We start from the raw sequence: 20,187 nt of genomic DNA on the forward strand, positions 1-20,187 counted from the left end.
CTGCGCAGACCGGCCTCTTGCCAACCCAGCCGATCACAGCTCAGATCAACCTAGGACTCTCGTTATGGCTGGATGAGAAACGGGGGTCACGTCAGCGGGGTATAAGGTTCTCTTTGATGGTCATGCCGTGCTATACCATCATGAGTCTGCAACACGTATGACATCCAAGCAGCTGAGTCATCCTAAAGACACCAGCTTAATGAGCGCGAGGTGGTCAGATCTAATGGGTAGGCATGATCCGTACTTTAGTCCGCTGTTTAGTGACGAGGCTCCAGCACTCCACGAAGTCAGGAAGACTATAGACCCGTTTCGCCCTGCGCATGTGAGCTACCTGCGTAGGAAGCCCTCGGTCAGGCGGGGCAGCAGCAAGATTCCGCCCTCTATAGTAGTGAATTGAGTGCTATGCGGGTCACACCGGTTCTCGCTGCAGACGCAGATAGGCGGGATCGAATTCCGCGATCGCGGCCAGACGCGGCCAATCCAGGATTTCGACTTGGCCGCCGGTCCAGTTGACCAGGCCCTGGGCGCGCAACTCGGCGACCAGACGATTGATATGGACCGTCGACAGGCCCAGCATATCGCCTAGTACGGATTGCGTCAGTGGAAGCCTGAAGCTTCGGTCTTCCGCCTGTCCCACGACCTCAAGGCGCAAATAGAGTTCGCACAACAGATGGGCCAGGCCGCCGAGGCCGCTGCGGCGGCCGATGACGGCCAGCCACTGCCGGTGGATCGCCGCGTCGATCAAGGTGTCCAGCCACAGCAGTCGGGCCAGATGCGGGTGATTTTCCGTAAGGGCGATAAGTTCCGCGTGCGGCGCCTGGGCGATGACGCAGTCCGTCAGGGCCTGCACGCCGTGATCCATCTGCTTCATCAGCAGGCTGTGCAGATCGACGAAGTCGCCATCGACATTGATCTCGGTGATCTGCCGGCCGCCGTCGGCGAGGGACACATGGCGCGCTGCGAAGCCGCTGATCAGAAGGGTGCTGTGGGTCGGATGGCCGTGGCGCTGGACGAAGTCCGCCCCGCTGCGGACCTCCCTCGGCGGACCGAGCACCTTGTCCAGGGCGGCGATCTCCTCGGGCGACAGCCGGTCGCGAAGCGCCAGCTTATCGACCAGGGTTCTTATGGTCGGATCGGTTGGGACGGCGTTCATTCGTCGGCGTCCGCCAAGGCCCAACCCTGGGGGGCCTCTTGGGACGCCTTGGCCGTAACGCTGACCACCGTCACGCCCTCTGCATCGGTGACGATGACGCTGAAGACGCCCGTGTCCCAAAATCCGGCGCTGCGATAGCGCAGAATTTCCCCCAGGACCGTGACCGCCTCCTCTCGTGCGGCGTCGACGTTCGGCAGGTCCTCGCCCTGGTCGTCGCGAATGCGGTCCCCATTCTGGGTATGAAAGAAATAGCGCGGCAACCCCACCTCCAGCAGCAGACCTGCAAGAAGCGACGACCGGCCGGATTGGTTCAGCCTTTTCAGATTTCCTGATTAAAGGCGCCGATCTCGGAATAGGCGGCCAGGCGCGGCTTGATCTCCTTGCGGAACAGGTCGCGCATGTCGTCTTCTGAGCGCATGCTCTCGACCACCACGACCAGCTCCGGCTTGTTGGACGAGGCGCGGACCAGGACCCAGGAGCCGTCCTCCAGGTGCACCCGCACCCCGTTGACGGTGATGGCCTCGACGATCTTGCGCCCCAGGATCTCGCCGCCCGCTGCGGCCAGATCGGCGTATTCCTTCACGATCCGCTCCAGCACCCCGTACTTCAGCTCGTCGTCGCAATGGGGCGACATGGTCAGGCTGGTCCAGGCGTCGGGCAGGGCGGCCTTCAGCTCGCTGAGCTTCTTGCCGGGATTGCGGTCCAGCATGGCCAGGACTGCGCCTGCCGCCACCAGGCCGTCGTCATAGCCGTAGCCCAGGTCGCCGGCCATGAAGAAGTGGCCCGACTTCTCGAACCCGGCCAGGGCGCCCAGTTCGGCCGTCTTGCGCTTGATGTAGGAATGGCCGGTCTTCCAATAGACCACCTCGGCGCGGTTGGCCTTGAGGATCTCGTCGGTCTTGTAGAGGCCGGTCGACTTCACATCGACGACGAAGGTGCTGTTCGGGTGGACCTTGGACAGGTCGCGCGCCAGCATCAGGCCGATCTTGTCGGCGAAGATCTCCTCGCCCGTGTCATCGACCACGCCGCAGCGATCCCCGTCGCCGTCGAAGCCCAGGGCCAGGTCGGCGCCGGTCTCCTTCACCCGCTCAGCCATCTGCACCAGCATGGCGTGGTCTTCCGGGTTCGGATTGTATTTGGGGAAGGTGTAGTCGAGGTCTGTGTCCATCTCGATCACCTCGACGCCCATCCGGCGCAGGGCGTCGGGCGCGAAGGCGCCGGCCGTGCCGTTGCCGCAGGCGCACACCACCTTCAGCGGCCGCTTGATCTGAACCTTGGAGGCCACGTCGGCCACATAGGTCTCCCGGAAGTCCTCGACCCGGACCAGCTTCCCGCCCGGCCGCGCCACGCCCTCGCCGTTCAGCACGATCTCCTTCAGCCGGCCCATCTCCTCGGGGCCGAAGGTCAGAGGCTTGTTCGCCCCCATCTTGACCCCGGTCCAGCCGTTCTCGTTGTGGCTGGCGGTGACCATGGCCACGCAGGGCGCGTCCAGTTCGAACTGACCGAAATAGGCCATGGGCGACAGGGCCAGGCCGACGTCTAGCACCTCCATCCCGCCTTCCAGAAGGCCCAGGATCAGAGCCTGTTTGACGCTGAGGCTGTAGCCGCGAAAGTCGTGGCCGACGACGATCTTCGGCGCCACGCCGATCTCATGGACATAGGTCGCCAGCCCCAGCCCCAGGGCCTGAACGCCCAGGAGGTTGATTTCTTTTTCCAAGATCCAGCGCGCGTCATATTCGCGAAACCCCGTCGGCTTGACCAGGGGCTCTGTCTCATAGGCGGCCGTGTTCGGCTTCAGGTCCTGGCGGGGCTTGAGCATGGCGGATCCTTGAAGGCGGTCGGCGGTGGGCGGGAGAGGAACCGGCAGCGGCGACGGCGCTAGGCGGCCGCGCGTTTGCGGATGCGGGCGATGCGACGCAGGCGTCGCCAGAAGCGGCCCCGTTCAGGCTCGGGATAGGGCTGCAGATTCTCCACGAACTGCTCGGCCGACGCCCGCCAGCTGAACTTCTCCGCATAGGCCCGGACCGTCCCCCGATCCAGATCGAGGCATTTCAGGCAGGCGGTCTTCAGATCGTCGTCGATCACCCCGGCGCCGGATCCCGGGATGATGTCGATCGGTCCGTGGGCGGGATAGGCGGCCACCGGCGTGCCCGCCGCCATGGCCTCAAGGATCACCAGGCCGAAGGTGTCGGTCCAGCTGGGGAAGACGAAGACGTCGGCGTCCCGGAAGCACCGAGCCAGTTCGCCGCCGAAGCGCGCGCCCAGGAATTTGGCCTCGGAGTATTTTTCCTGAAGTTCCGCCCGCGCGGGGCCGTCGCCGACGATGATCTTGGTGCCGGGCAGATCCAGCTCCAGGAAGGCCTCGATATTTTTCTCCACCGCGACCCGGCCGACGTTCAGGAAGAAGGGACGGGGCCAGTCCTTGGCGCCCATCTCGTCATAGATGGGCTCGAGATCGGGCCGGAACACTTCGGTGTCCACGCCGCGCGACCAGGGGGAGACGTTCTTGAAGCCGTGTTCGACCAGTTCGTCCCGCAGGGTCGGGGTCGCCACCATCAGCCGGCCGGACGGCTTGTGGAACCACTTCATATAGGCGTAGCCGACCTGGACAGGGATCGGGAAACGCGCCGAGACATATTCCGGGAATTTGGTGTGATAGCTGGTGGTGAAGGGCAGTTTCCATTCCACGCAGATGCGCCGCGTGGCGATGCCGATCGGCCCCTCGGTGGCGATGTGGACGGCCTCCGGCTCGAAGGCCCGCAGCATTTCGCGAATCTCTTCCTCGGCCCCCAGCGCCAGCCGAATCTCCGGATAGGTGGGGCAGGGGATGGTCTTGAACAGGCTGGGCTCGATGACCTCCACCTCATGGCCCATGTCGCGGCATTCCGCGACCGTGCGGGTCAGGGTGCGGACGACGCCATTGACCTGAGGTTCCCAGGCGTCGGTGGCCAGAACGATGCGCATGGAGGCGGGCGGACCCTGAGCCGTTGAGTAAGAGCGGAACTTCTAGACGCTTCGAATGACGATGGCGAGATGGATATGGAGGAACCTCATGCCAGCTCCAGAGCCCAGCTGATGTCGGGCCGAAGCGCGCCGAGGGTGGCCCTCGTCTGAACGAAAGCCGCCATGATATGGTAAAAGGAACTGGCGGGCGCCGGCTCGTCAATAAAGTCCCCGCTTTCCAGCATCTGGTCTCGCCAGAGACCGACAGGGATGAGGTATCGCCACAAGGCTCTTTGCGCTCTCGCGGCCTGCATCAGGCAAAGATCGCGCCGTCCGTCGTCGGTCAGAGACGCCAGAAGCAGCGCCGCCTTCAACCATTCCGTCTGGGGCCACAAACGCGCGCGGGCGCTGCGGATCGAGCCGTCCAAATTCATTGCGTCGATCGCCACGCCCCGCCCTCGATCGACCCCTTTTAACCCGGCTTCGAAAAGATTCCAGGCGACCTCCACCCCCTCGGCGTCGGCACGACGCTTCGCATGATGAGCGAGAAGCCATGCCCATTCGAACTGATGCCCAGGTTCCACGAGCGTCCCATCCGGCCCCTCGGCCGGGGACCAGTCGGGCGAAAAGAACTCTCTGAGCATTCCTGTCTTGGGGTCGATGAAACGGCTGCGTGCCAGGACGACGATCCGATCCGCTAATTCCGCCCAAGATGGGTCGCCCTCAGCCTCCTCCCAAGCCAAGGCGGCCTCGAGCAGATGCATATGCGCATTGGCCTGATATGGATGCGCCCCAGCCTCCACCAAACCGCCGCCCTTGTCCATCGCAGTCATCAACTGATCCCGCAGGTTGGCGGCCTGGAACTGATGTGCAGCTTCAGGATCCAAACGCGAGACGGAGGCAAGGGCGAACAGAAGGAAGGCTTGGTCGTAAAGGGTGGTCGTATCGTCTTCAGGCGCGCCGCCTGTGGTTATGCGTGTCCGCAGACGTCCGCCGCCCGTCATCAAGCGCTGATTCATCCAGTCCAAACCGGCCGCGACCGCTGGGCGCCAAGGGCCGGGCCATCCAAGGTGTCCGGCCTGGGCGTAAACTTGAATCTGGCGCGCTTGGACGACGGCGCGGCGAGACGCATGAAGTCTGCGACCGTCCTGGGTCAGTAATTCTTCAAAGCCGCCCTGGGCGTTCTGTCCCAGGGTGCACCAGGTCGGCAGGGCCGACTGGCGCATCCAGGCCGCAAACCGTACAGCGCCTTCATCCAGTGTTTCCTGCACGGGCTGCGGGAAATCCAGATGACGCGGCGACAGGCTCTGTAGCCGTTTGACGATTTTCCGCACGTCCTGGCTCTTCGCCAAATCTGCGACCAGAACGGCGTCCTGCTCCACCACGATGGCGAGATTGGATACCCCCACAGCGGCGACCATCACGCCGTCGCAGGCTCGCACCAGACAGTTTTCCGCATCTTCCAAGATGTGCAGACCGACGTCGCCCTCACCGGACTTCTGGACGGCGTCCCACGCGCCCAGATCGGACCAGTCGAAAGCGACAGGAAGCACTGAGGCCCGCTCCGTCTTCTCCAGCACAGCATAGTCGATTGATATGCGAGGCGCATCGCTGAAGCGGCGCCCCAACAGGATCACGCCGCCATCGACGACGGCGGCCTCCATGGAGTCCGTCACCGCCTCGACCAGACCTGCGGTGACTTGACCTAGCTCGGCCTTCAGTATGTCGGCGCGCACGACGAAGTTGCCGCTGTTCCACAGATAACCGTCGGCGATGTAGCGTTCGGCCGTGGCCAGGTCCGGCTTTTCGACGAACGCCCGAACCTCGGCTAAGCCTTCGCCGCGCGGCGCTATGTAGCCATAGGCCGACGACGGGCCGGAGGGTATGACGCCGAACGTCACGATTCGGCCTGCCAAGGCGGCGTCGCTGGCCGATGCCACGGCCTTGCGGAACGCCGCGCCATCCGGAATGTGGTGGTCGGACGCGACGAACAGATTCACGGCGTCCGGGTTCTGCCGTTCGGTCCAGATCGCCGCTGCGGCCATGGCGGCCGCCGAATCCCGCGCTGTTGGTTCAAGTAGGACGACGGCGTCCCGCTCCAACTCCTTCAGCTGGTCGCAGATCGCTTGCCGGTGCGACACGCCGCCTATGATGATCAATCGACCGTGCTCCCCTGCAAGGTCGGCGACACGCTCAACCGTATCCTGAAACAGGGACCGATTGCCGGCTAGCGGAATGAACTGCTTAGGCCGAGAGGGGCGGGACGCAGGCCAAAGCCGCGTGCCCGAGCCGCCGCACATGATGACAGGAAAGATGACCGGCATCGGCGCGGCGTTGACCCTCATTGTTTGGGCTTCAGGCTTAGGCGAATTGGGAGCGCGCGTCATCCCATGCCGTAACCAAGGGGCGACGGCGGCGAGACCAGAAGCTGCACCGATCCGCTCAAATCGGCAGTACGGTTGTCGACTTCACCTCTTCCAGCACCGCATAGGTCCGGGTTTCGCGGACCCCCGGCATGCGCACCAGCACGTCTCCTAGAAAGGCGCGATAGGCATCCATGTCGCCGACGCGGGCCTTGATCAGATAGTCGAAGCCGCCGGCGACCATATGGCATTCCAGCACCTCGGGCTGTGTGCGCACCGCAGCGGCGAAGGCTTCGAAGACGTCGCCGGTGGTTCGGTCCAACAGGACCTCGACGAAGATCAAGAGGTCGCGGCCGACCTGGGCGGGATCGACCATGGCGGCGTAGCCGGTGATGACCTGCCGGTCGCGCAACCGCTTGACCCGCTCGAAACAGGCGGCGGGCGAGAGGTGGCATCGGCGCGCCAGTTCGGCGTTGGAGATGCGACCGTCGGCCTGCAGCACGCGCAGGATGCGCCGGTCTACCGGATCCAAATCCGTCATTGGAAATCACGCCTTTTCACGAACGATCTTCGGCTTTGGCGCATATCATACGAAGCACCTTCAACGAACTCCGGCATATACGGCTAAAATCCACAGGATTTGTCGCCGATGACCCCGCCCGCCTTCTCACCCTCGTCCCTGGCCCTCTGGGACGAGCTGGACCATCACAAGTTCCGCGATGAAAAGGCCGTGGTCGCCGACAATCTGGCCCGCGTTTCGCTGGACGCCGCCGAACGCGCCGCGGTCGTCGCCGAAGCCGTGGCCTTGGTCGAACAGGCCCGCCGGAGCCAGAAGAAGCAGGGGGTGGTCGAAAGCTTCCTGCAGCAATTCAGCCTGGGCACCCGCGAAGGCCTGGCCCTGATGTGCCTGGCCGAGGCCCTGCTGCGCGTGCCGGACGAGGAGACGCGCGATCGGCTGATCGCCGAAAAGATCGGCTCGGCCGACTGGGCCGCGCACCTGGGCCAGTCGGACAGTCTCTTCGTCAACGCCTCCACCTGGGGGCTGATGCTGACCGGCAAGCTGGTGGATGTGGACGACCAGGCGCGCAGCGACCTGCCGGGCTTTCTGAAGCGGATCGCCGGTCGTCTGGGCGAGCCGGTGATCCGTCAGGCGGTGGCCACCGCCGTCAAGATCATGGGCGAACAGTTCGTCGTCGGCCGCACCATCCAGAGCGCGCTGAAACGCTCGAATAGGGAAGGCTGGCTGTGCAGCTTCGACATGCTGGGCGAAGGCGCCCGGACCCTGGCCGACGCCGACCGCTATGAACGCATCTACGCCGACGCCATCGAGGCGGTGGGCAGGACGGCCAAGGGCCAAGGGCCGGAGCACGGCCATGGCGTGTCGGTCAAATTGTCGGCCCTCTCGCCCCGCTACGAGGCCACGCATGAGGACGAGGTCTGGACGAGCCTCTACCCCCGCATTCTCCACCTGGCCCAGATCGCGGCGAAGTACGACATCAACTTCACCATGGACGCCGAGGAGGCGGACCGTCTGGCCCTGTCGCTGAAACTGCTCGACCGGCTGGCGCACGAGCCGTCGCTCGGCGGCTGGACGGGGCTGGGCCTGGCGGTTCAGGCCTATCAGAAGCGCGGGCTGGAGACGATCGAGCGGGTCGCCGACCTGGCCCGCCGCTCGGGTCGCCGCTTGATGGTGCGCCTCGTCAAGGGCGCCTATTGGGACACGGAGATCAAGCGGGCCCAGGTCTTCGGCCGCACCGACTATCCGGTCTTCACCACAAAGGCGGCGACCGATCTGAACTATCTGGTCTGCGCCCGGGCCATGATCGAGGCGGCGCCGGCCCTCTATTCCCAGTTCGCCAGCCACAACGCCCATACCCTGGCCGCCGTCCGCCGCATGGCGCGGGATCGCGGCGTCGCCGTCGAGCATCAACGGCTGCACGGCATGGGCGAGGCTCTTTACGACGCGGCGCAGGAGGCCTGGAGAGACGAGACCGTCATCGTCCGCGCCTATGCTCCGGTCGGCGGACATGAGGAGCTTCTACCCTATCTGGTGCGGCGCCTGCTGGAAAACGGCGCCAACTCCTCCTTCGTCCACGCCCTGCTCGACGAGCGGGTGCCCGCCTCGGCCGTCGCGGCCGATCCCATCTCCCTGGTCGAGCAGGCGCCCGACCGCCACCCCAAGATTCCGGTTCCCAAAGACATGTACGGCGATCGTCAGAACTCCCTCGGCCGCGACTATTCCCAGGCCGCCGACCGCGAAGCCCATGCCAAGGCGCTGGAGACGGTCGACCGCGAGAAGCTGACCTCCGGCCCGATCATCGGCGGCAAGCTGCGCGCCGGGATCGACCCTCAGGCGGTGACCAATCCGTTCGACCGGTCCCAGGTGCTGGGCCATGTTTCGGAAGCGACGAGCACAGACATAGACGCCGCCGTCGAAGCCGCCGGCCGCGCCCAGATCGATTGGGACCGCCAAGGCGGAGCCAAACGCGCCGTCGTCCTTCGCGCCATGGCCGACGCCCTGGAAGCCGATCTGGACCGACTGGTCGCCCTGCTCAGCCGCGAAGCCGGCAAGACCCTGAACGACGGCGTCGCCGAGGTGCGCGAGGCCGCCGACTTCTGCCGATACTACGCCCTGCTGGCCGAGCGCGACTTCGCCGCGCCCCAGACCCTGAAGGGACCGACCGGCGAGACCAACCAGCTGATCCTGCACGGGCGCGGCGTCTTCGCCTGTATCAGCCCGTGGAACTTTCCCCTGGCCATCTTCACCGGCCAGATCGCCGCCGCCCTGGCCGCCGGCAACGCCGTCCTGGCCAAGCCGGCGGAACAGACGCCCCTGATCGCGGCGGAGGCGGTGCGCCTGTATCACAAGGCCGGCCTGAACCCCGATCTTCTGGCCCTGGTTCCAGGACGCGGCGAGACGGTCGGCGCGGCCCTGGTCGCCCATCCGGGCGTCGACGGCGTCGCCTTCACCGGCGGCACCGACACGGCCGGCGCCATCAACCGGTCGATCGCCGCCCGCCCCGGCGCCATCATTCCCTTCATCGCCGAGACCGGCGGACTGAACGGCATGTTCATCGACACCACGGCTCTAAAGGAGCAGGTGATCGACGACGTGATCCAGTCCGCCTTCGGCTCGGCCGGCCAGCGTTGCTCGGCCCTGCGCATCCTCTATGCGCCCAAGGAGTCGGCCGACGCCCTGATCGAGGGGCTGAAGGGCGCCCTGGCGGTCCAGACCGTCGGCGACCCCGCCGATCCCAAGACCGAAATCGGCCCCGTCATCGACTCTGAATCGCGCCGCGCCCTGGAGGCCCACGTCGAACGTCTGGCCCGCGAAGCCAAGGTGATCGCCCGCGCCGCCCTGCCGCTGGGTTCGGAAAAGGGCGATCTGTTCGCCCCCACCATCGCCGAGATCCCCACGCCTGACTTCCTGGAGCGCGAGGTGTTCGGCCCGATCCTGCACATCTACCGCTACGAGCCGTCCGAGCTGCAATCGGTCGCCTCGCGCCTAGCCGCGCGCGGCTATGGCCTGACCCTGGGCGTCCACAGCCGTATCGAAGCCTTCGCCGCCGAGGTGACGGCCCTGGTCCCCGCCGGCAACGTCTACGTCAACCGCTCCATCACCGGCGCCGTCGTCGGCGTCCAGCCCTTCGGCGGCGAGGGCCTGTCGGGCACCGGCCCCAAGGCCGGAGGGCCGAACAGCCTGATCCGCTATGCGGCGGAAAAGGCGATCAGCGTGAACATCGCGGCGCAGGGGGGGGATCCGGCGCTGTTGAATTTGTAGGGGCGGGTTCCGGTGCTTTTCACCTTTAACCGTTCGGTTGAGCTTGTTATGGGCTGAAGCTGCTTACGCCAAAAGGATTTGGAATGTTCGGATTTTCCAAAAAGAAAGCCAGAGCCTCGGCCGGTTTGAAAAATAAAGAACATGCGGACTTAATAGCGGAAGTTAATCGGCTGAAGGCCGAGTTGGCTTTGCGTGAGCAGCAGCCTCACTTCGTTTCAGATTATACGGCCTATGTTCGCGACCTCATTCAGAAGCATCCGCTGGATGAGGCGATGTCCTATGCCGTTGGAGGCTCCTATGATGTGACCGGTTCGCTCCTGGTTGAGGTGATGGAACGGTGCGGCCTGAAGGATGGCATGTCCATCATCGACCTTGGCTGCGGTAGCGGGCGTCTCGCCAAGCACCTTGGAATAAGGTACCCAAATATTCAGTATTTGGGCATTGATATCGTGCAAGAGCTGTTGGATTATGCGGAACGGCAGTCACCAGATCATTTTCGTTTTATTCTCAATCAAACCTTGAAGCTCCCGGTCGAGGATTCGTCGGTTGATATGGTGGCGATTTTTAGCGTCATAACTCACTTGCTTCACCAAGAGAGTTTCATTTATCTCAAAGAAGCGCGTCGATCCTTGAAGCCTGGTGGGCGGATTGTTTTTTCCTTTTTGGAAAGCGATTTTAACTGGCCTATCTTCCAAGGAATGGTGGATCGTGCTGAGGCGGGGGTTCGGGACGATCAACTCAATATGATTACCGAACGCTCCCAAATCGAATCCTGGGCGCGCCATCTCCAGATGGACGTGATCAGCTACGATCTCGGCCTGCCGCATCAGGGGGACGGCCAGACGGTTGCCGTGCTCGCTGACAGGCGAGATTTCTGACCCTCGTCGAGGCTCTTGCTCTCTCCAATCGCAAGCCTATGGTGCGCCCCGCGGCGTAGTCCACGTCGTCGCATCAGCGCAGGGTCATGAGCGTTTCCAGTTTCACACGCCGTCAAGGCCGGATCATTGGCGCATTGATGATGCGCGAAATCGTGACCCGCTTTGGGCGGGAGGGGTTCGGCTTCCTGTGGCTTATTGGCGAACCTTTGCTGTTCTGCATGGGCGTGATTGTGATGTGGTCGATCATCAAGCCAGAATACGAGCACGGCATTCGCATTGCCCCATTCGTGATGACTGGGTATATGTGCCTGCTCTTGCTGCGGCATCAGATTTCGTACTCTCAGGGTGCAGTTCAAGGAAACGTAGGACTTCTTTTTCACAAGCAAATAGCAGTAATACATCTTTTTATAGCGCGTAATTTTTTGGAGTTTCTTGGTTCTACCGCCGCCTTTATTGTCGTTTACTTTGTGCTGGTGTGCCTTGGCCAGGTTTCTCCCCCGCAGAACGTTCTCTTGCTATATGCCGGGTGGGTAGTGCTCACACTCAACAGTGTCGGCCTCGCCACCGTGATGGCGGCTTTGGCGATCAGGTGGGACGTGATGGAGAGGACTGTGCCCTTGGTCACATATCTCCTAATCCCGCTGTCCGGAGCATTCTTCATGGTGTCTTGGCTGCCGAAGCAGTTCCAAGAACTCTATCTGCTGGTGCCCATACCTCATGGCATCGAGATGGTCCGTGCCGGCATATTCGGACCTTTTGTCGAGACGCATTACCATGCGCCCTATGCTTTGATATGGGCTGGGGTGCTGAATTTTATCGGCCTAACTTTGCTTGCTGACGCCCGTGATCGGGTTGATGTGGAGTAGCGTCGCTTCCTGGCCTGGAACAAGATATGACTGAGCCGAAACTCAATTACGTGGGCCCGCCGCCCGAAGCTCTGACCTACGAGCGTAGAACACCCCTGTGGAAACGCATACCATTGGCGTTCTTGCTCGTGGTCGTTGCGCCGACGGCCTTGGCGGCGGTGTATTTTCTGTTGATTGCGTCGCCTCTGTATGTATCGGAGGCACGTTTTGTTGTTCGTTCGGCCGGTCAGACGCCCAGTTCTCTAGGGCTGGCGCTTCAAGGTGTCGGATTGGGGCAGACGCATAGCGACGCATTCGCAGTTCACGAGTACATGACTTCCGCCGATGGATTGAAGGACCTCCAGAAGCGAATAGATGTGTCGTCCGTGTTGAGTCGCCCAGGTGCCGACCTGTTTTCGCGCTACCCAAGAATAGGGGAGGTTCCAAGCGAAGAAGGGCTGCTCAAGGCTTTGAACCGCTTTGTCGTAGTCGGTTACGATTCTTCGACGGGGATCAGCACTCTCGAAGTCAAGGCGTTTCGTCCCAAAGACGCTCAAAACATCGCCACTATACTGCTGGATGGCGGTGAAGGGCTGGTCAATCGGCTGAACGAGCGATCAGTAAATGATGCTGTTCGCCAAGCGCGACTGACGCGGGAGAACGCTATAAATAACCTGGCGCGCGCTCAGGCCGAGTTGACCGGCTTTCGTAACCGCCAAGCGTTCGTTGATCCGCAAACTCTTGTCACCGAGAACGCCGAACTGGTGGGTCAACTGAACGCGCGTATTGCGGAGCTCCAGGCCGAACGCAGTCAGGTAGCGTCTCAAACCCCTGAAAGTCCGCAACTTCCGGCCATTGACGCACGCATCGCCGCTTATCGCAGACAGGCGGACGCAGAGCGTTCTAAGGTGACCGGGGGGGCTGCTTCCTTGGCTCCTCAGGTCGGTGTCTATGAGGAGTTGTCATTCAACAGGGAACTCGCTACGCGCGAGGTGGCTACCGCGACCACAGCGTTGCTGGCTGCTGAACAGGAGGCGCGGCGGCAACAGGCATACCTTGAACGCGTCGTGTCGCCGAACCTGCCGCAAACCGCCCAAGAGCCCCGTCGATGGCTTTCGCTGCTGGCGGTATTCTCCACCGCAATGCTCCTCTATGGATTGGGCTGGCTGATCTGGGCTGGTGTGCGTGAACATAGGCAGGGCTGATGAGGGACTTGACCTCTTCTGTCGGTTTGTCGGTCCAAAACCTGAGCTTGACGTACCGGACTGCGATCAGTCCCGTGTTCAGTGACTTGAACTTCACCCTAGGTCGCCAAGATAGGTTGGCCATCCTGGGGCGGAATGGTCAGGGCAAATCCACCTTGATCAAACTCCTCGGCGGCGTCATGTCCCCGACGGGTGGGCGGGTCGATTGGCATATGAGCCAGTCGTGGCCTATTGGCTTCCACGGTGGTTTCCAAGGAAGCTTGTCGGGCCTCGACAACATCCGCTTCCTCGCGCGCATCTATGGGCGCCCCTTTAGGGAAGTGCGGGATAGGGTAGATGATTTTGCGGAGTTGGGCCGCTCATTGCGTCAGCCCGTGAAGCACTACTCCTCCGGTATGAGGGCGCGCTTAGCCTTCGGTTTATCTCTAGCGATCGAATTTGAATGTTATCTTATCGATGAACTGGTCGCGGTTGGCGATGCCCGCTTCCAACGCAAATGTCAGCACGAGCTTTTTGAGCGACGTGCAGAAAGAGCCTTTCTGCTTGCCTCCCACAATACAGATCTGATCTCCGGCTATTGTGATCGAGCGCTTCTGGTCGAAAGCGGCAAAACTAAAATATTTGAAGATATCGGTGAAGCTGTCGAAATCTATAAGTGGCTGAGGACTGCGTGATGCCTGAAGAGGACACTGCAGGCTGGATGCGGCGTTGTATACTGATCGGCGCTGCACGGCAGTCGGACAGATGGATATCGACACTGCAAGCTGCTGCGCTGAAAAGTGGACAAGATGTTGTTTTGCTCGATGATATACCAACCCGATCTGATTTCGGAGATGATTCGCGCATCTATCTATCTCGAGAACATCGACATTTCGCTCCGACAGAGAATGCTGATCGTGTAGTTGTGTTGGACGGCATAGACCGTTTCTCCGGAATGGGGGATATTCCTGAAGATCACGCTCGTATTCACTTGATCGAAGTTTCGCGCCAAGCAGTTGAAGCTTTATTGTGGGCGAAAACTGACGCTATTATAACCACTGCAACGGCCGATGCCGCCCGCAACGGTGAGCCGTTTGTCTTGCTAGGGTTATCGGTTGTTCCTCCGAGGTTGGAGGAATTTGGCGACGACCCGCGAGATCGCCGAGCTATTGCGGCTATAGCCTACCTTACCGGCGAGGCCCGAGAGGCTTATTGGTGTCCTGTTCATTTCATCTATGATCGCCAGCCCTTGAAGGCTAGCGAAGTCGCCGTCACTCTAGACATGACTGGGCCGCCTCGCGCTCTGTTGCGCGGGCCCTATCTTTGGGCCCCTATTGGACGCTGGAAAATTGTCGCTCGGTTTTCCATCGATGTCGATGGAGCCCGCCAAGAACTGCAGTTTCGCTGGGGGCCGCCGTTGAAACCGACCACCTTGAAAACGAGCGCAGAAAAACCTGGCATATACGAGGTAGAACTCGAAGCCGAGTGGGATGAGATTGACGGCATGGAGTTTACGATTGCTCTCGTCCACGGTTGCGTTTCTGGCGAATTAGTTTTTCTGGGGGCAACAGTATCAAGCGTATAGGGCTCGACGTCGCAAGGTTAGATGCGTCTCGCGCCTAGTTTAATTTGGCTGTACGGCCTGTATTATTTTCACCTCCGCAGTCGTTGTGTGTCTTAGGGATTTTTGAGAACTCGCCGACTCGTCGCCTTGCAGCTGCTGTTTGGATTATCTTTCGCCATGTTCTCATCGCCGATCGTTCCTCTCCAGGCGCGCCGCTTCGGCGATGCGCGAGGATGGTTCATGGAGACATACTCGGAGGCTGCCGCGTTGGCGGCAGGGATCGAGGTACGTTTCGTTCAGGACAATCAATCGTTTTCAGCCGCCGTTGGCACAATCCGCGGCTTGCACTTCCAGCGACCGCCACGCGCTCAAGCTAAGTTGGTGCGCTGCGTGCGGGGGTCGATCATGGACTATGCGGTGGATATCCGCCGAGGATCGCCGACCTATGGCCGGCATGTAGCGGCCAAGCTGACCGCCGAGGGCGGGGAGCAGTTGTTCGTGCCGGTGGGCTTCGCACACGCCTTTGTCACCCTCGAGCCGGATGTGGAGGTCGCCTACAAGGTGAGTGACGTCTATGCGCCCGATTGCGATGGCGGTATCGTCTGGAACGATCCGACCATCGGCATCGACTGGCCCCTCCCAGAAACTGGTGCGGTCCTGTCCGACAAGGACAGGCTTTTGCCGAACCTGGTCGATTTCGACAGTCCCTTTGAGTATGACGGCAGGCCGCTCGAACCCCTGCCCACGCGCTAACCTGAACACTGACTGAGAGACAATCGATGCGTATCCTGGTCACCGGCGGCGCCGGTTTCATCGGCTCGGCCCTGGTGCGGCGGCTGATCGCGCATACGGACCATGAGGTCCTGGTCTATGACAAGCTTACCTATGCGGGCGTGCTCAGTTCTCTGGAGCCGGTGGCGTCCAGCAACCGCTATTCCTTCGTCCAGGCCGACGTCTGCGACGCCGAGGCCGTGGCCAAGGCCCTGAGGGAGTTCAAGCCGGACGTGGTCGCCCACCTGGCGGCCGAGAGCCATGTGGATCGCTCGATCGACGGGCCGGGTGAGTTCATCCAGACCAATATGGTCGGGACTTTCGTCATGCTGAACCAGGCCCTGGGCTATTGGCGCGGCCTGGACGAGGCCGCCAAGGCGCGCTTCCGCTTTCACCACATCTCGACCGACGAGGTGTTCGGCTCGCTGGGCGAAGAGGGCTTCTTTACGGAAACCACCCCCTATGATCCCCGCTCGCCCTATTCGGCGTCCAAGGCGGGATCGGACCATCTGGTGCGGGCCTGGGGCCACACCTACGGCCTGCCGGTGCTGGTGACCAACTGCTCCAACAACTACGGCCCCTATCACTTCCCCGAGAAGCTGATCCCGCTGATCATCATTCGGGCCCTGAACGGCGAGCCCCTGCCGGTCTATGGCGACGGGTCGAACGTGCGCGACTGGCTGTTCGTCGATGACCACGCCCGCGCCCTTCAGGCCGTGTTCGAGACCGGAACCCCGGGCGAAACCTATAATGTCGGCGGCAACGCCGAGCGGAAGAATATTGAGGTGGTCACCGCCATCTGTTCGATCCTGGACCGGCTGCGGCCCAAGGCCGAGGGGAAGTACGCCGACCAGATCACCTATGTGACCGACCGGCCCGGCCATGATCACCGCTACGCCATCGACGCCTCGAAGATCCGCGCCGACCTGGGCTGGACCCCGTCGGTGACCTTCGAGGAGGGGATCGAGCGGACCGTGGTCTGGTATCTGGAGAACCAGGCCTGGTGGCAGGCCATTCTGGACGCTCGCTATGCGACCCAGCGACTCGGGGTCGCCCATGGCTGATCCGGTCCATATCCTGATCACGGGCGGGGCCGGTCAGGTGGGACTGGAGCTCCAGGCCGCCGCCTGGCCGGAAGGCGTCGTGCTGCACGCCCCGACGCGGGCCGAGCTGGACCTGGGCGACGCCGCCTCGGTGCGGGCCGCCTTCGCCGCCACCCCCTTCGCCGCCGTGATCAACTCCGGCGCCCATACGGCGGTCGATAAGGCCGAGGCCGAGGTCGCCGCCGCCTTCGCCGCCAACGCCATGGGCCCGGCGGTCCTGGCCGACGCCACGCGCGAGGCGGGGATCCCGCTGATCCAGGTCTCGACCGACTATGTGTTCGACGGGTCCAAGGACGGCCTCTATGTCGAGACCGATCCGGTCGGGCCTCTGGGCGTCTACGGCGCCTCCAAGCTGGCCGGTGAACTGGCGGTGCGGGCCGGCAATCCGCGCTCGGTCGTGCTGCGCACCGCCTGGGTGCTCAGCGTCCACCGCGCCAACTTCCTCAAGACCATGCTGCGGCTCGCCGCCGACCGGCCGGCCCTGCGGGTGGTGGGCGACCAGCACGGCTGCCCCACCTCGGCGCGCGACATCGCCGACACCCTGATGACCATCGCCCTGAAGATGATCGCCGACGCAGACGCCCCGACCGGCGTCTATCAGTTCGTCAACGCCGGCGAGACGACCTGGGCAGGGCTGGCCCAGGAGATCTTCGCCCTCAGCGCCGCGACCGGCGGTCCGTCCGCCACGGTCGAGGCCATTCCTTCGTCCGAATACCCGACCCCGGCCCGGCGCCCGTCCAACTCGCGCCTGTCCACCGAGAAGCTGACCCGAGATTACGGCATCGCGCCCCGGCCCTGGCAGGCCGCCGTCGCCGAGATCGTCCACGAACTGCACGCTGAAAGGACCGCGCCATGAAGGGCATCATCCTGGCCGGAGGATCCGGCACCCGCCTGCATCCGATGACCCTGGTCACCTCCAAACAGCTGATGCCGGTCTACGACAAGCCGATGATCTATTATCCGCTGTCGACCCTGATGCTGGCCGGCATCCGCGAGGTGCTGATCATCTCCACCCCGCGCGACACGCCCAGTTTCCAGGTCCTGCTGGGCGACGGCTCGCAGTGGGGCATGGAAATCCAGTATGCGGTCCAGCCCAGCCCCGACGGCCTGGCCCAAGCCTATGTCATCGGCGCGGACTTCGTCGGCGACAGCCCCTCGGCCCTGATCTTGGGCGACAACATCTACTACGGCCACGGCATCACCGATCTGTTCACCAGCGCCATGGCCCGGCCCGACGGGGCGACCGTCTTCGCCTATCATGTCAATGATCCGGAGCGGTACGGCGTGGTCGAGTTCGACGACCGCATGCGCGCCCTGTCGATTGAGGAGAAGCCAGCCGAACCCAAGTCGAACTGGGCGGTCACCGGCCTCTACTTCTACGACAAGGACGTGGTCGAGATCGCCCGCAGCCTGACGCCCTCAACACGGGGCGAGCTGGAGATCACTGACGTCAACCGGATCTATCTGGAGCGCGGCAAGCTTTCGGTCGAGATCATGGGGCGGGGCTACGCCTGGCTGGATACGGGCACCCCGGACAGCTTGCTGGAGGCGGCCGAGTTCGTACGTGTCCTCGAAAAGCGCCAGGGTTTCAAGATCGCCTGTCCCGAAGAGGTGGCCTTCCAGAAGGGCTTCATCGATGCCGCCAAGCTCGAAGAAATCGCAGCGAAACTAGGAAAAAGCTCATATGGCGCGTATCTAAAAAGCCTCGCTCTTCGGGCTTGAATAGATTCATGCAGCGTGGGACTACCTCGGCGTCTTGGGAATCTTCGGACAAGATATCGCCCGGCAGCTGCGGGTTTTGTATTCATTCTGAACGTATATTTATCTGCGGGCGGTCAATTTCATGGCGTTGTATGTCGTAACGGGCGGATACGGATTTATAGGTCGCGCCTTGGTGTCTCGCCTCAAAAAAGACGGTCACAGTGTCGTTATAGCATCTCGAGCGCACCATCGCGGCGATTCAAATGATGACTGGGTGGAATTTAACTTCAACGACCGCTCTACGGCCAATAACGTAACCAATGTCCGCCCAGACGGCGTTTTCCATCTTGCTTGGTCGACGACGCCGGGCACGGCGGAATCGGATCCGGTCGCCGACATCACCATCAATCTTGCCGGAACAATCGCATTGCTAGAAAGCCTTAGTGGTTTTTCAAGCATACCCATCGTTCTGATCTCTTCCGGCGGAGCAGTCTACGGTCGAACTGATGTAGAACGAATCCCAGAAGTACACCCGCTGAATCCGATTAGCATCTACGGAACAACCAAGCTCGCCATGGAGCGCTACGCACTCTCGTGCCAGAGAATGCAAGCGCTCGACATTCGCATAGCACGTATTAGCAATCCTTTTGGCCCAGGGCAGGCCCACGCCCGGCAGCAGGGAGCTGCGACTATATTCGCGCGCAAGATCCTACGCGGAGAGAAAATCGAGATCTGGGGCGACGGGAGCGTAGTTCGAGATTACATCGACGTCGACGATGTCGCTTCTGGCCTATCGGCGATCATGGCGTTGAAGGCAGAAAATCTGGATCCATACCCGGTCTTCAATGTCGGGGCGGGGCAGGGTTTGTCCTTAATGGGCTTGATTGGGCGCCTCGAGCTCGCTGCAGGCGTCAAAGCGAACCTGGCGTTTTCTGATCGTAGAGATTTTGATATTCCGAACAACGTCTTGAACGTCGAAAAGCTTCAGCTTAACGCCAAATGGAGACCTCGTGACGTGCAAGAGCGACTCGTTGCGCTTGTTAACTCGTTGCGCGATACTGACCAGCCCGAGCGCCCCACGGGCCGCTAGTGACATGGTAATTCGCCCTTCGTTTTTATGACAGTTGAATGGGAAAGCAATGAGAACTCTATTCGGTCGCGTTGCAGCTGAAGATCAAGGCGTAGATTACACGTGGTTTCGAAATAACGATTACGATCCGCCTTTTCTTCACGTGATCGACCAGGCGGATCATGAGGTCTTGGTGGCTTGGCGCGAACAGACCGCTGCTGAATGGCCTAACTCGGGATCGTCCGGCGTCGAGATGATGTCGATGCTGTCTGGCTTAATCATGTCGGCTGGGCTTTCCCGCATAGTTCAATGTGGACATTACGTCGGGTTCTCGACGCTGGTGCTGGGCTTTATCTGCCGGAAAATGAATAGGAAAAAATTCCTTTACACGGTGGATTTGGATCCGAAACCTTCTGCCTACACACAGGAATGGGTAAATAGGGCGTCGTTAAACGACGACATCAAGATCGCAGTTCGCGATTCTGCGGACCCACAAAACGTCATCGAGGCGATCGAGCATTTGGGAGGACCACCCCAGCTGGTCTACATCGACTCGTCTCATCAATACGAACATACGATGCAGGAGTTGAATTTGTGGTGGGGCGCCCTGCCACCTGGAGGCCTGATCGTCATGGACGACATCTCTCAATGGGCGGCGGAGTATGACCGAACGGGATTGGGTGGATCTCATCGTGCGGCTCTGGAATTTTGCCAGACCACGGCCGCTAACAGCGTCCTCATCAACGGGAATTTTGGGAGGGCGACCACCAACCCTATGATTTATACGGACGTTTGTGGGTTTGGATTGCTGCAGAAGCCTTATTGACCCATC

The 20,187-nt window shown here is 61.9% G+C and carries 18 protein-coding genes; 12 read left to right on the plus strand and 6 right to left on the minus strand.

Annotated elements, in window-relative coordinates:
- Positions 1–409: 409 nt before the first annotated feature.
- The 6 genes from GGQ93_RS12575 to GGQ93_RS12600 all read right to left on the minus strand — a co-directional run bounded on the left by GGQ93_RS12575 (position 410) and on the right by GGQ93_RS12600 (position 7,000).
- Positions 410–1,153, minus strand: a complete 744-nt coding sequence (locus GGQ93_RS12575; protein WP_182713353.1) for a Crp/Fnr family transcriptional regulator — start codon at positions 1,151–1,153, stop codon at positions 410–412.
- Entirely contained in the window at positions 1,150–1,413 is a 264-nt protein-coding gene (locus tag GGQ93_RS12580; RefSeq protein ID WP_183217444.1) for a DUF6894 family protein, read from the minus strand. Before GGQ93_RS12580 ends, GGQ93_RS12575 begins: the two co-directional genes overlap by 4 nt.
- Positions 1,414–1,472: 59 nt before the next feature.
- A complete protein-coding gene (locus GGQ93_RS12585; RefSeq protein WP_183217446.1) occupies positions 1,473–2,972 on the minus strand; it encodes a phosphomannomutase/phosphoglucomutase in 1,500 nt (499 codons plus the stop codon).
- 59 nt (positions 2,973–3,031) lie between these two features.
- Complete coding sequence (locus GGQ93_RS12590) at positions 3,032–4,117, minus strand: glycosyltransferase family 4 protein (RefSeq protein ID WP_183217448.1); 1,086 nt, start codon at positions 4,115–4,117, stop codon at positions 3,032–3,034.
- A gap of 86 nt (positions 4,118–4,203) precedes the next feature.
- Positions 4,204–6,441: an AGE family epimerase/isomerase gene (locus GGQ93_RS12595; RefSeq protein WP_311734610.1), complete on the minus strand. Its 2,238-nt coding sequence runs from the start codon at positions 6,439–6,441 to the stop codon at positions 4,204–4,206.
- Between the two features lie 97 nt (positions 6,442–6,538).
- Complete coding sequence (locus tag GGQ93_RS12600; protein ID WP_182713356.1) at positions 6,539–7,000, minus strand: Lrp/AsnC ligand binding domain-containing protein; 462 nt, start codon at positions 6,998–7,000, stop codon at positions 6,539–6,541.
- 108 nt (positions 7,001–7,108) lie between these two features.
- Between GGQ93_RS12600 and putA the strand changes: the two genes are divergently transcribed.
- From putA to GGQ93_RS12660, 12 genes are all read left to right on the plus strand, one after another.
- A complete protein-coding gene (putA, locus tag GGQ93_RS12605) occupies positions 7,109–10,240 on the plus strand; it encodes a bifunctional proline dehydrogenase/L-glutamate gamma-semialdehyde dehydrogenase PutA (protein WP_183217450.1) in 3,132 nt (1,043 codons plus the stop codon).
- Positions 10,241–10,323: 83 nt separating this feature from the next.
- A complete protein-coding gene (locus GGQ93_RS12610; protein WP_183217452.1) occupies positions 10,324–11,118 on the plus strand; it encodes a class I SAM-dependent methyltransferase in 795 nt (264 codons plus the stop codon).
- 86 nt (positions 11,119–11,204) lie between these two features.
- Positions 11,205–11,984, plus strand: coding sequence for an ABC transporter permease (locus GGQ93_RS12615; RefSeq protein ID WP_183217454.1), 780 nt, complete (start codon positions 11,205–11,207; stop codon positions 11,982–11,984).
- Between the two features lie 26 nt (positions 11,985–12,010).
- Positions 12,011–13,168, plus strand: coding sequence for a KpsE/RkpR family capsule polysaccharide export protein (locus GGQ93_RS12620; protein ID WP_182713360.1), 1,158 nt, complete (start codon positions 12,011–12,013; stop codon positions 13,166–13,168).
- Positions 13,168–13,842, plus strand: coding sequence for an ABC transporter ATP-binding protein (locus GGQ93_RS12625; RefSeq protein WP_182713361.1), 675 nt, complete (start codon positions 13,168–13,170; stop codon positions 13,840–13,842). Before GGQ93_RS12620 ends, GGQ93_RS12625 begins: the two co-directional genes overlap by 1 nt.
- Positions 13,842–14,732, plus strand: coding sequence for a hypothetical protein (locus GGQ93_RS12630; RefSeq protein WP_183217456.1), 891 nt, complete (start codon positions 13,842–13,844; stop codon positions 14,730–14,732). The genes GGQ93_RS12625 and GGQ93_RS12630 overlap by 1 nt, the downstream gene beginning before the upstream one ends.
- 126 nt (positions 14,733–14,858) lie before the next feature.
- Complete coding sequence (rfbC, locus tag GGQ93_RS12635; RefSeq protein WP_224764348.1) at positions 14,859–15,464, plus strand: dTDP-4-dehydrorhamnose 3,5-epimerase; 606 nt, start codon at positions 14,859–14,861, stop codon at positions 15,462–15,464.
- A 26-nt stretch (positions 15,465–15,490) separates the two neighbouring features.
- On the plus strand, positions 15,491–16,546 hold the full coding sequence (gene rfbB, locus GGQ93_RS12640) for a dTDP-glucose 4,6-dehydratase (RefSeq protein ID WP_183217458.1): 1,056 nt from the start codon (positions 15,491–15,493) through the stop codon (positions 16,544–16,546).
- Entirely contained in the window at positions 16,539–17,441 is a 903-nt protein-coding gene (gene rfbD, locus GGQ93_RS12645) for a dTDP-4-dehydrorhamnose reductase (RefSeq protein ID WP_183217460.1), read from the plus strand. Before rfbB ends, rfbD begins: the two co-directional genes overlap by 8 nt.
- Positions 17,438–18,307, plus strand: a complete 870-nt coding sequence (rfbA, locus tag GGQ93_RS12650; RefSeq protein ID WP_183217462.1) for a glucose-1-phosphate thymidylyltransferase RfbA — start codon at positions 17,438–17,440, stop codon at positions 18,305–18,307. The genes rfbD and rfbA overlap by 4 nt, the downstream gene beginning before the upstream one ends.
- A 121-nt stretch (positions 18,308–18,428) precedes the next feature.
- Positions 18,429–19,376 carry an NAD-dependent epimerase/dehydratase family protein gene (locus tag GGQ93_RS12655; RefSeq protein ID WP_182713366.1) on the plus strand — a complete coding sequence of 316 codons (948 nt, stop codon included), beginning with the start codon at positions 18,429–18,431 and terminating at the stop codon, positions 19,374–19,376.
- Positions 19,377–19,425: 49 nt separating this feature from the next.
- A complete protein-coding gene (locus tag GGQ93_RS12660) occupies positions 19,426–20,181 on the plus strand; it encodes a class I SAM-dependent methyltransferase (RefSeq protein ID WP_182713367.1) in 756 nt (251 codons plus the stop codon).
- The last annotated feature ends 6 nt before the right edge of the window (positions 20,182–20,187 follow it).

The sequence above is a fragment of the Brevundimonas aurantiaca genome (assembly GCF_014199955.1).
In the GTDB taxonomy this organism is placed as follows: Bacteria; Pseudomonadota; Alphaproteobacteria; order Caulobacterales; family Caulobacteraceae; genus Brevundimonas; species Brevundimonas aurantiaca.

Coding starts and splice junctions, on each gene's coding strand:
- GGQ93_RS12575 (WP_182713353.1), bottom strand. CDS start 1,153: ATGAACGCCGTCCCAACCGATCCGACCATAAGAACCCTGGTCGATAAG.
- GGQ93_RS12585 (WP_183217446.1), bottom strand. CDS start 2,972: ATGCTCAAGCCCCGCCAGGACCTGAAGCCGAACACGGCCGCCTATGAG.
- GGQ93_RS12590 (WP_183217448.1), bottom strand. CDS start 4,117: ATGCGCATCGTTCTGGCCACCGACGCCTGGGAACCTCAGGTCAATGGC.
- GGQ93_RS12595 (WP_311734610.1), bottom strand. CDS start 6,441: ATGAGGGTCAACGCCGCGCCGATGCCGGTCATCTTTCCTGTCATCATG.
- GGQ93_RS12600 (WP_182713356.1), bottom strand. CDS start 7,000: ATGACGGATTTGGATCCGGTAGACCGGCGCATCCTGCGCGTGCTGCAG.
- putA (WP_183217450.1), top strand. CDS start 7,109: ATGACCCCGCCCGCCTTCTCACCCTCGTCCCTGGCCCTCTGGGACGAG.
- GGQ93_RS12610 (WP_183217452.1), top strand. CDS start 10,324: ATGTTCGGATTTTCCAAAAAGAAAGCCAGAGCCTCGGCCGGTTTGAAA.
- GGQ93_RS12615 (WP_183217454.1), top strand. CDS start 11,205: ATGAGCGTTTCCAGTTTCACACGCCGTCAAGGCCGGATCATTGGCGCA.
- GGQ93_RS12620 (WP_182713360.1), top strand. CDS start 12,011: ATGACTGAGCCGAAACTCAATTACGTGGGCCCGCCGCCCGAAGCTCTG.
- GGQ93_RS12625 (WP_182713361.1), top strand. CDS start 13,168: ATGAGGGACTTGACCTCTTCTGTCGGTTTGTCGGTCCAAAACCTGAGC.
- GGQ93_RS12630 (WP_183217456.1), top strand. CDS start 13,842: ATGCCTGAAGAGGACACTGCAGGCTGGATGCGGCGTTGTATACTGATC.
- rfbB (WP_183217458.1), top strand. CDS start 15,491: ATGCGTATCCTGGTCACCGGCGGCGCCGGTTTCATCGGCTCGGCCCTG.
- rfbD (WP_183217460.1), top strand. CDS start 16,539: ATGGCTGATCCGGTCCATATCCTGATCACGGGCGGGGCCGGTCAGGTG.
- rfbA (WP_183217462.1), top strand. CDS start 17,438: ATGAAGGGCATCATCCTGGCCGGAGGATCCGGCACCCGCCTGCATCCG.
- GGQ93_RS12655 (WP_182713366.1), top strand. CDS start 18,429: ATGGCGTTGTATGTCGTAACGGGCGGATACGGATTTATAGGTCGCGCC.
- GGQ93_RS12660 (WP_182713367.1), top strand. CDS start 19,426: ATGAGAACTCTATTCGGTCGCGTTGCAGCTGAAGATCAAGGCGTAGAT.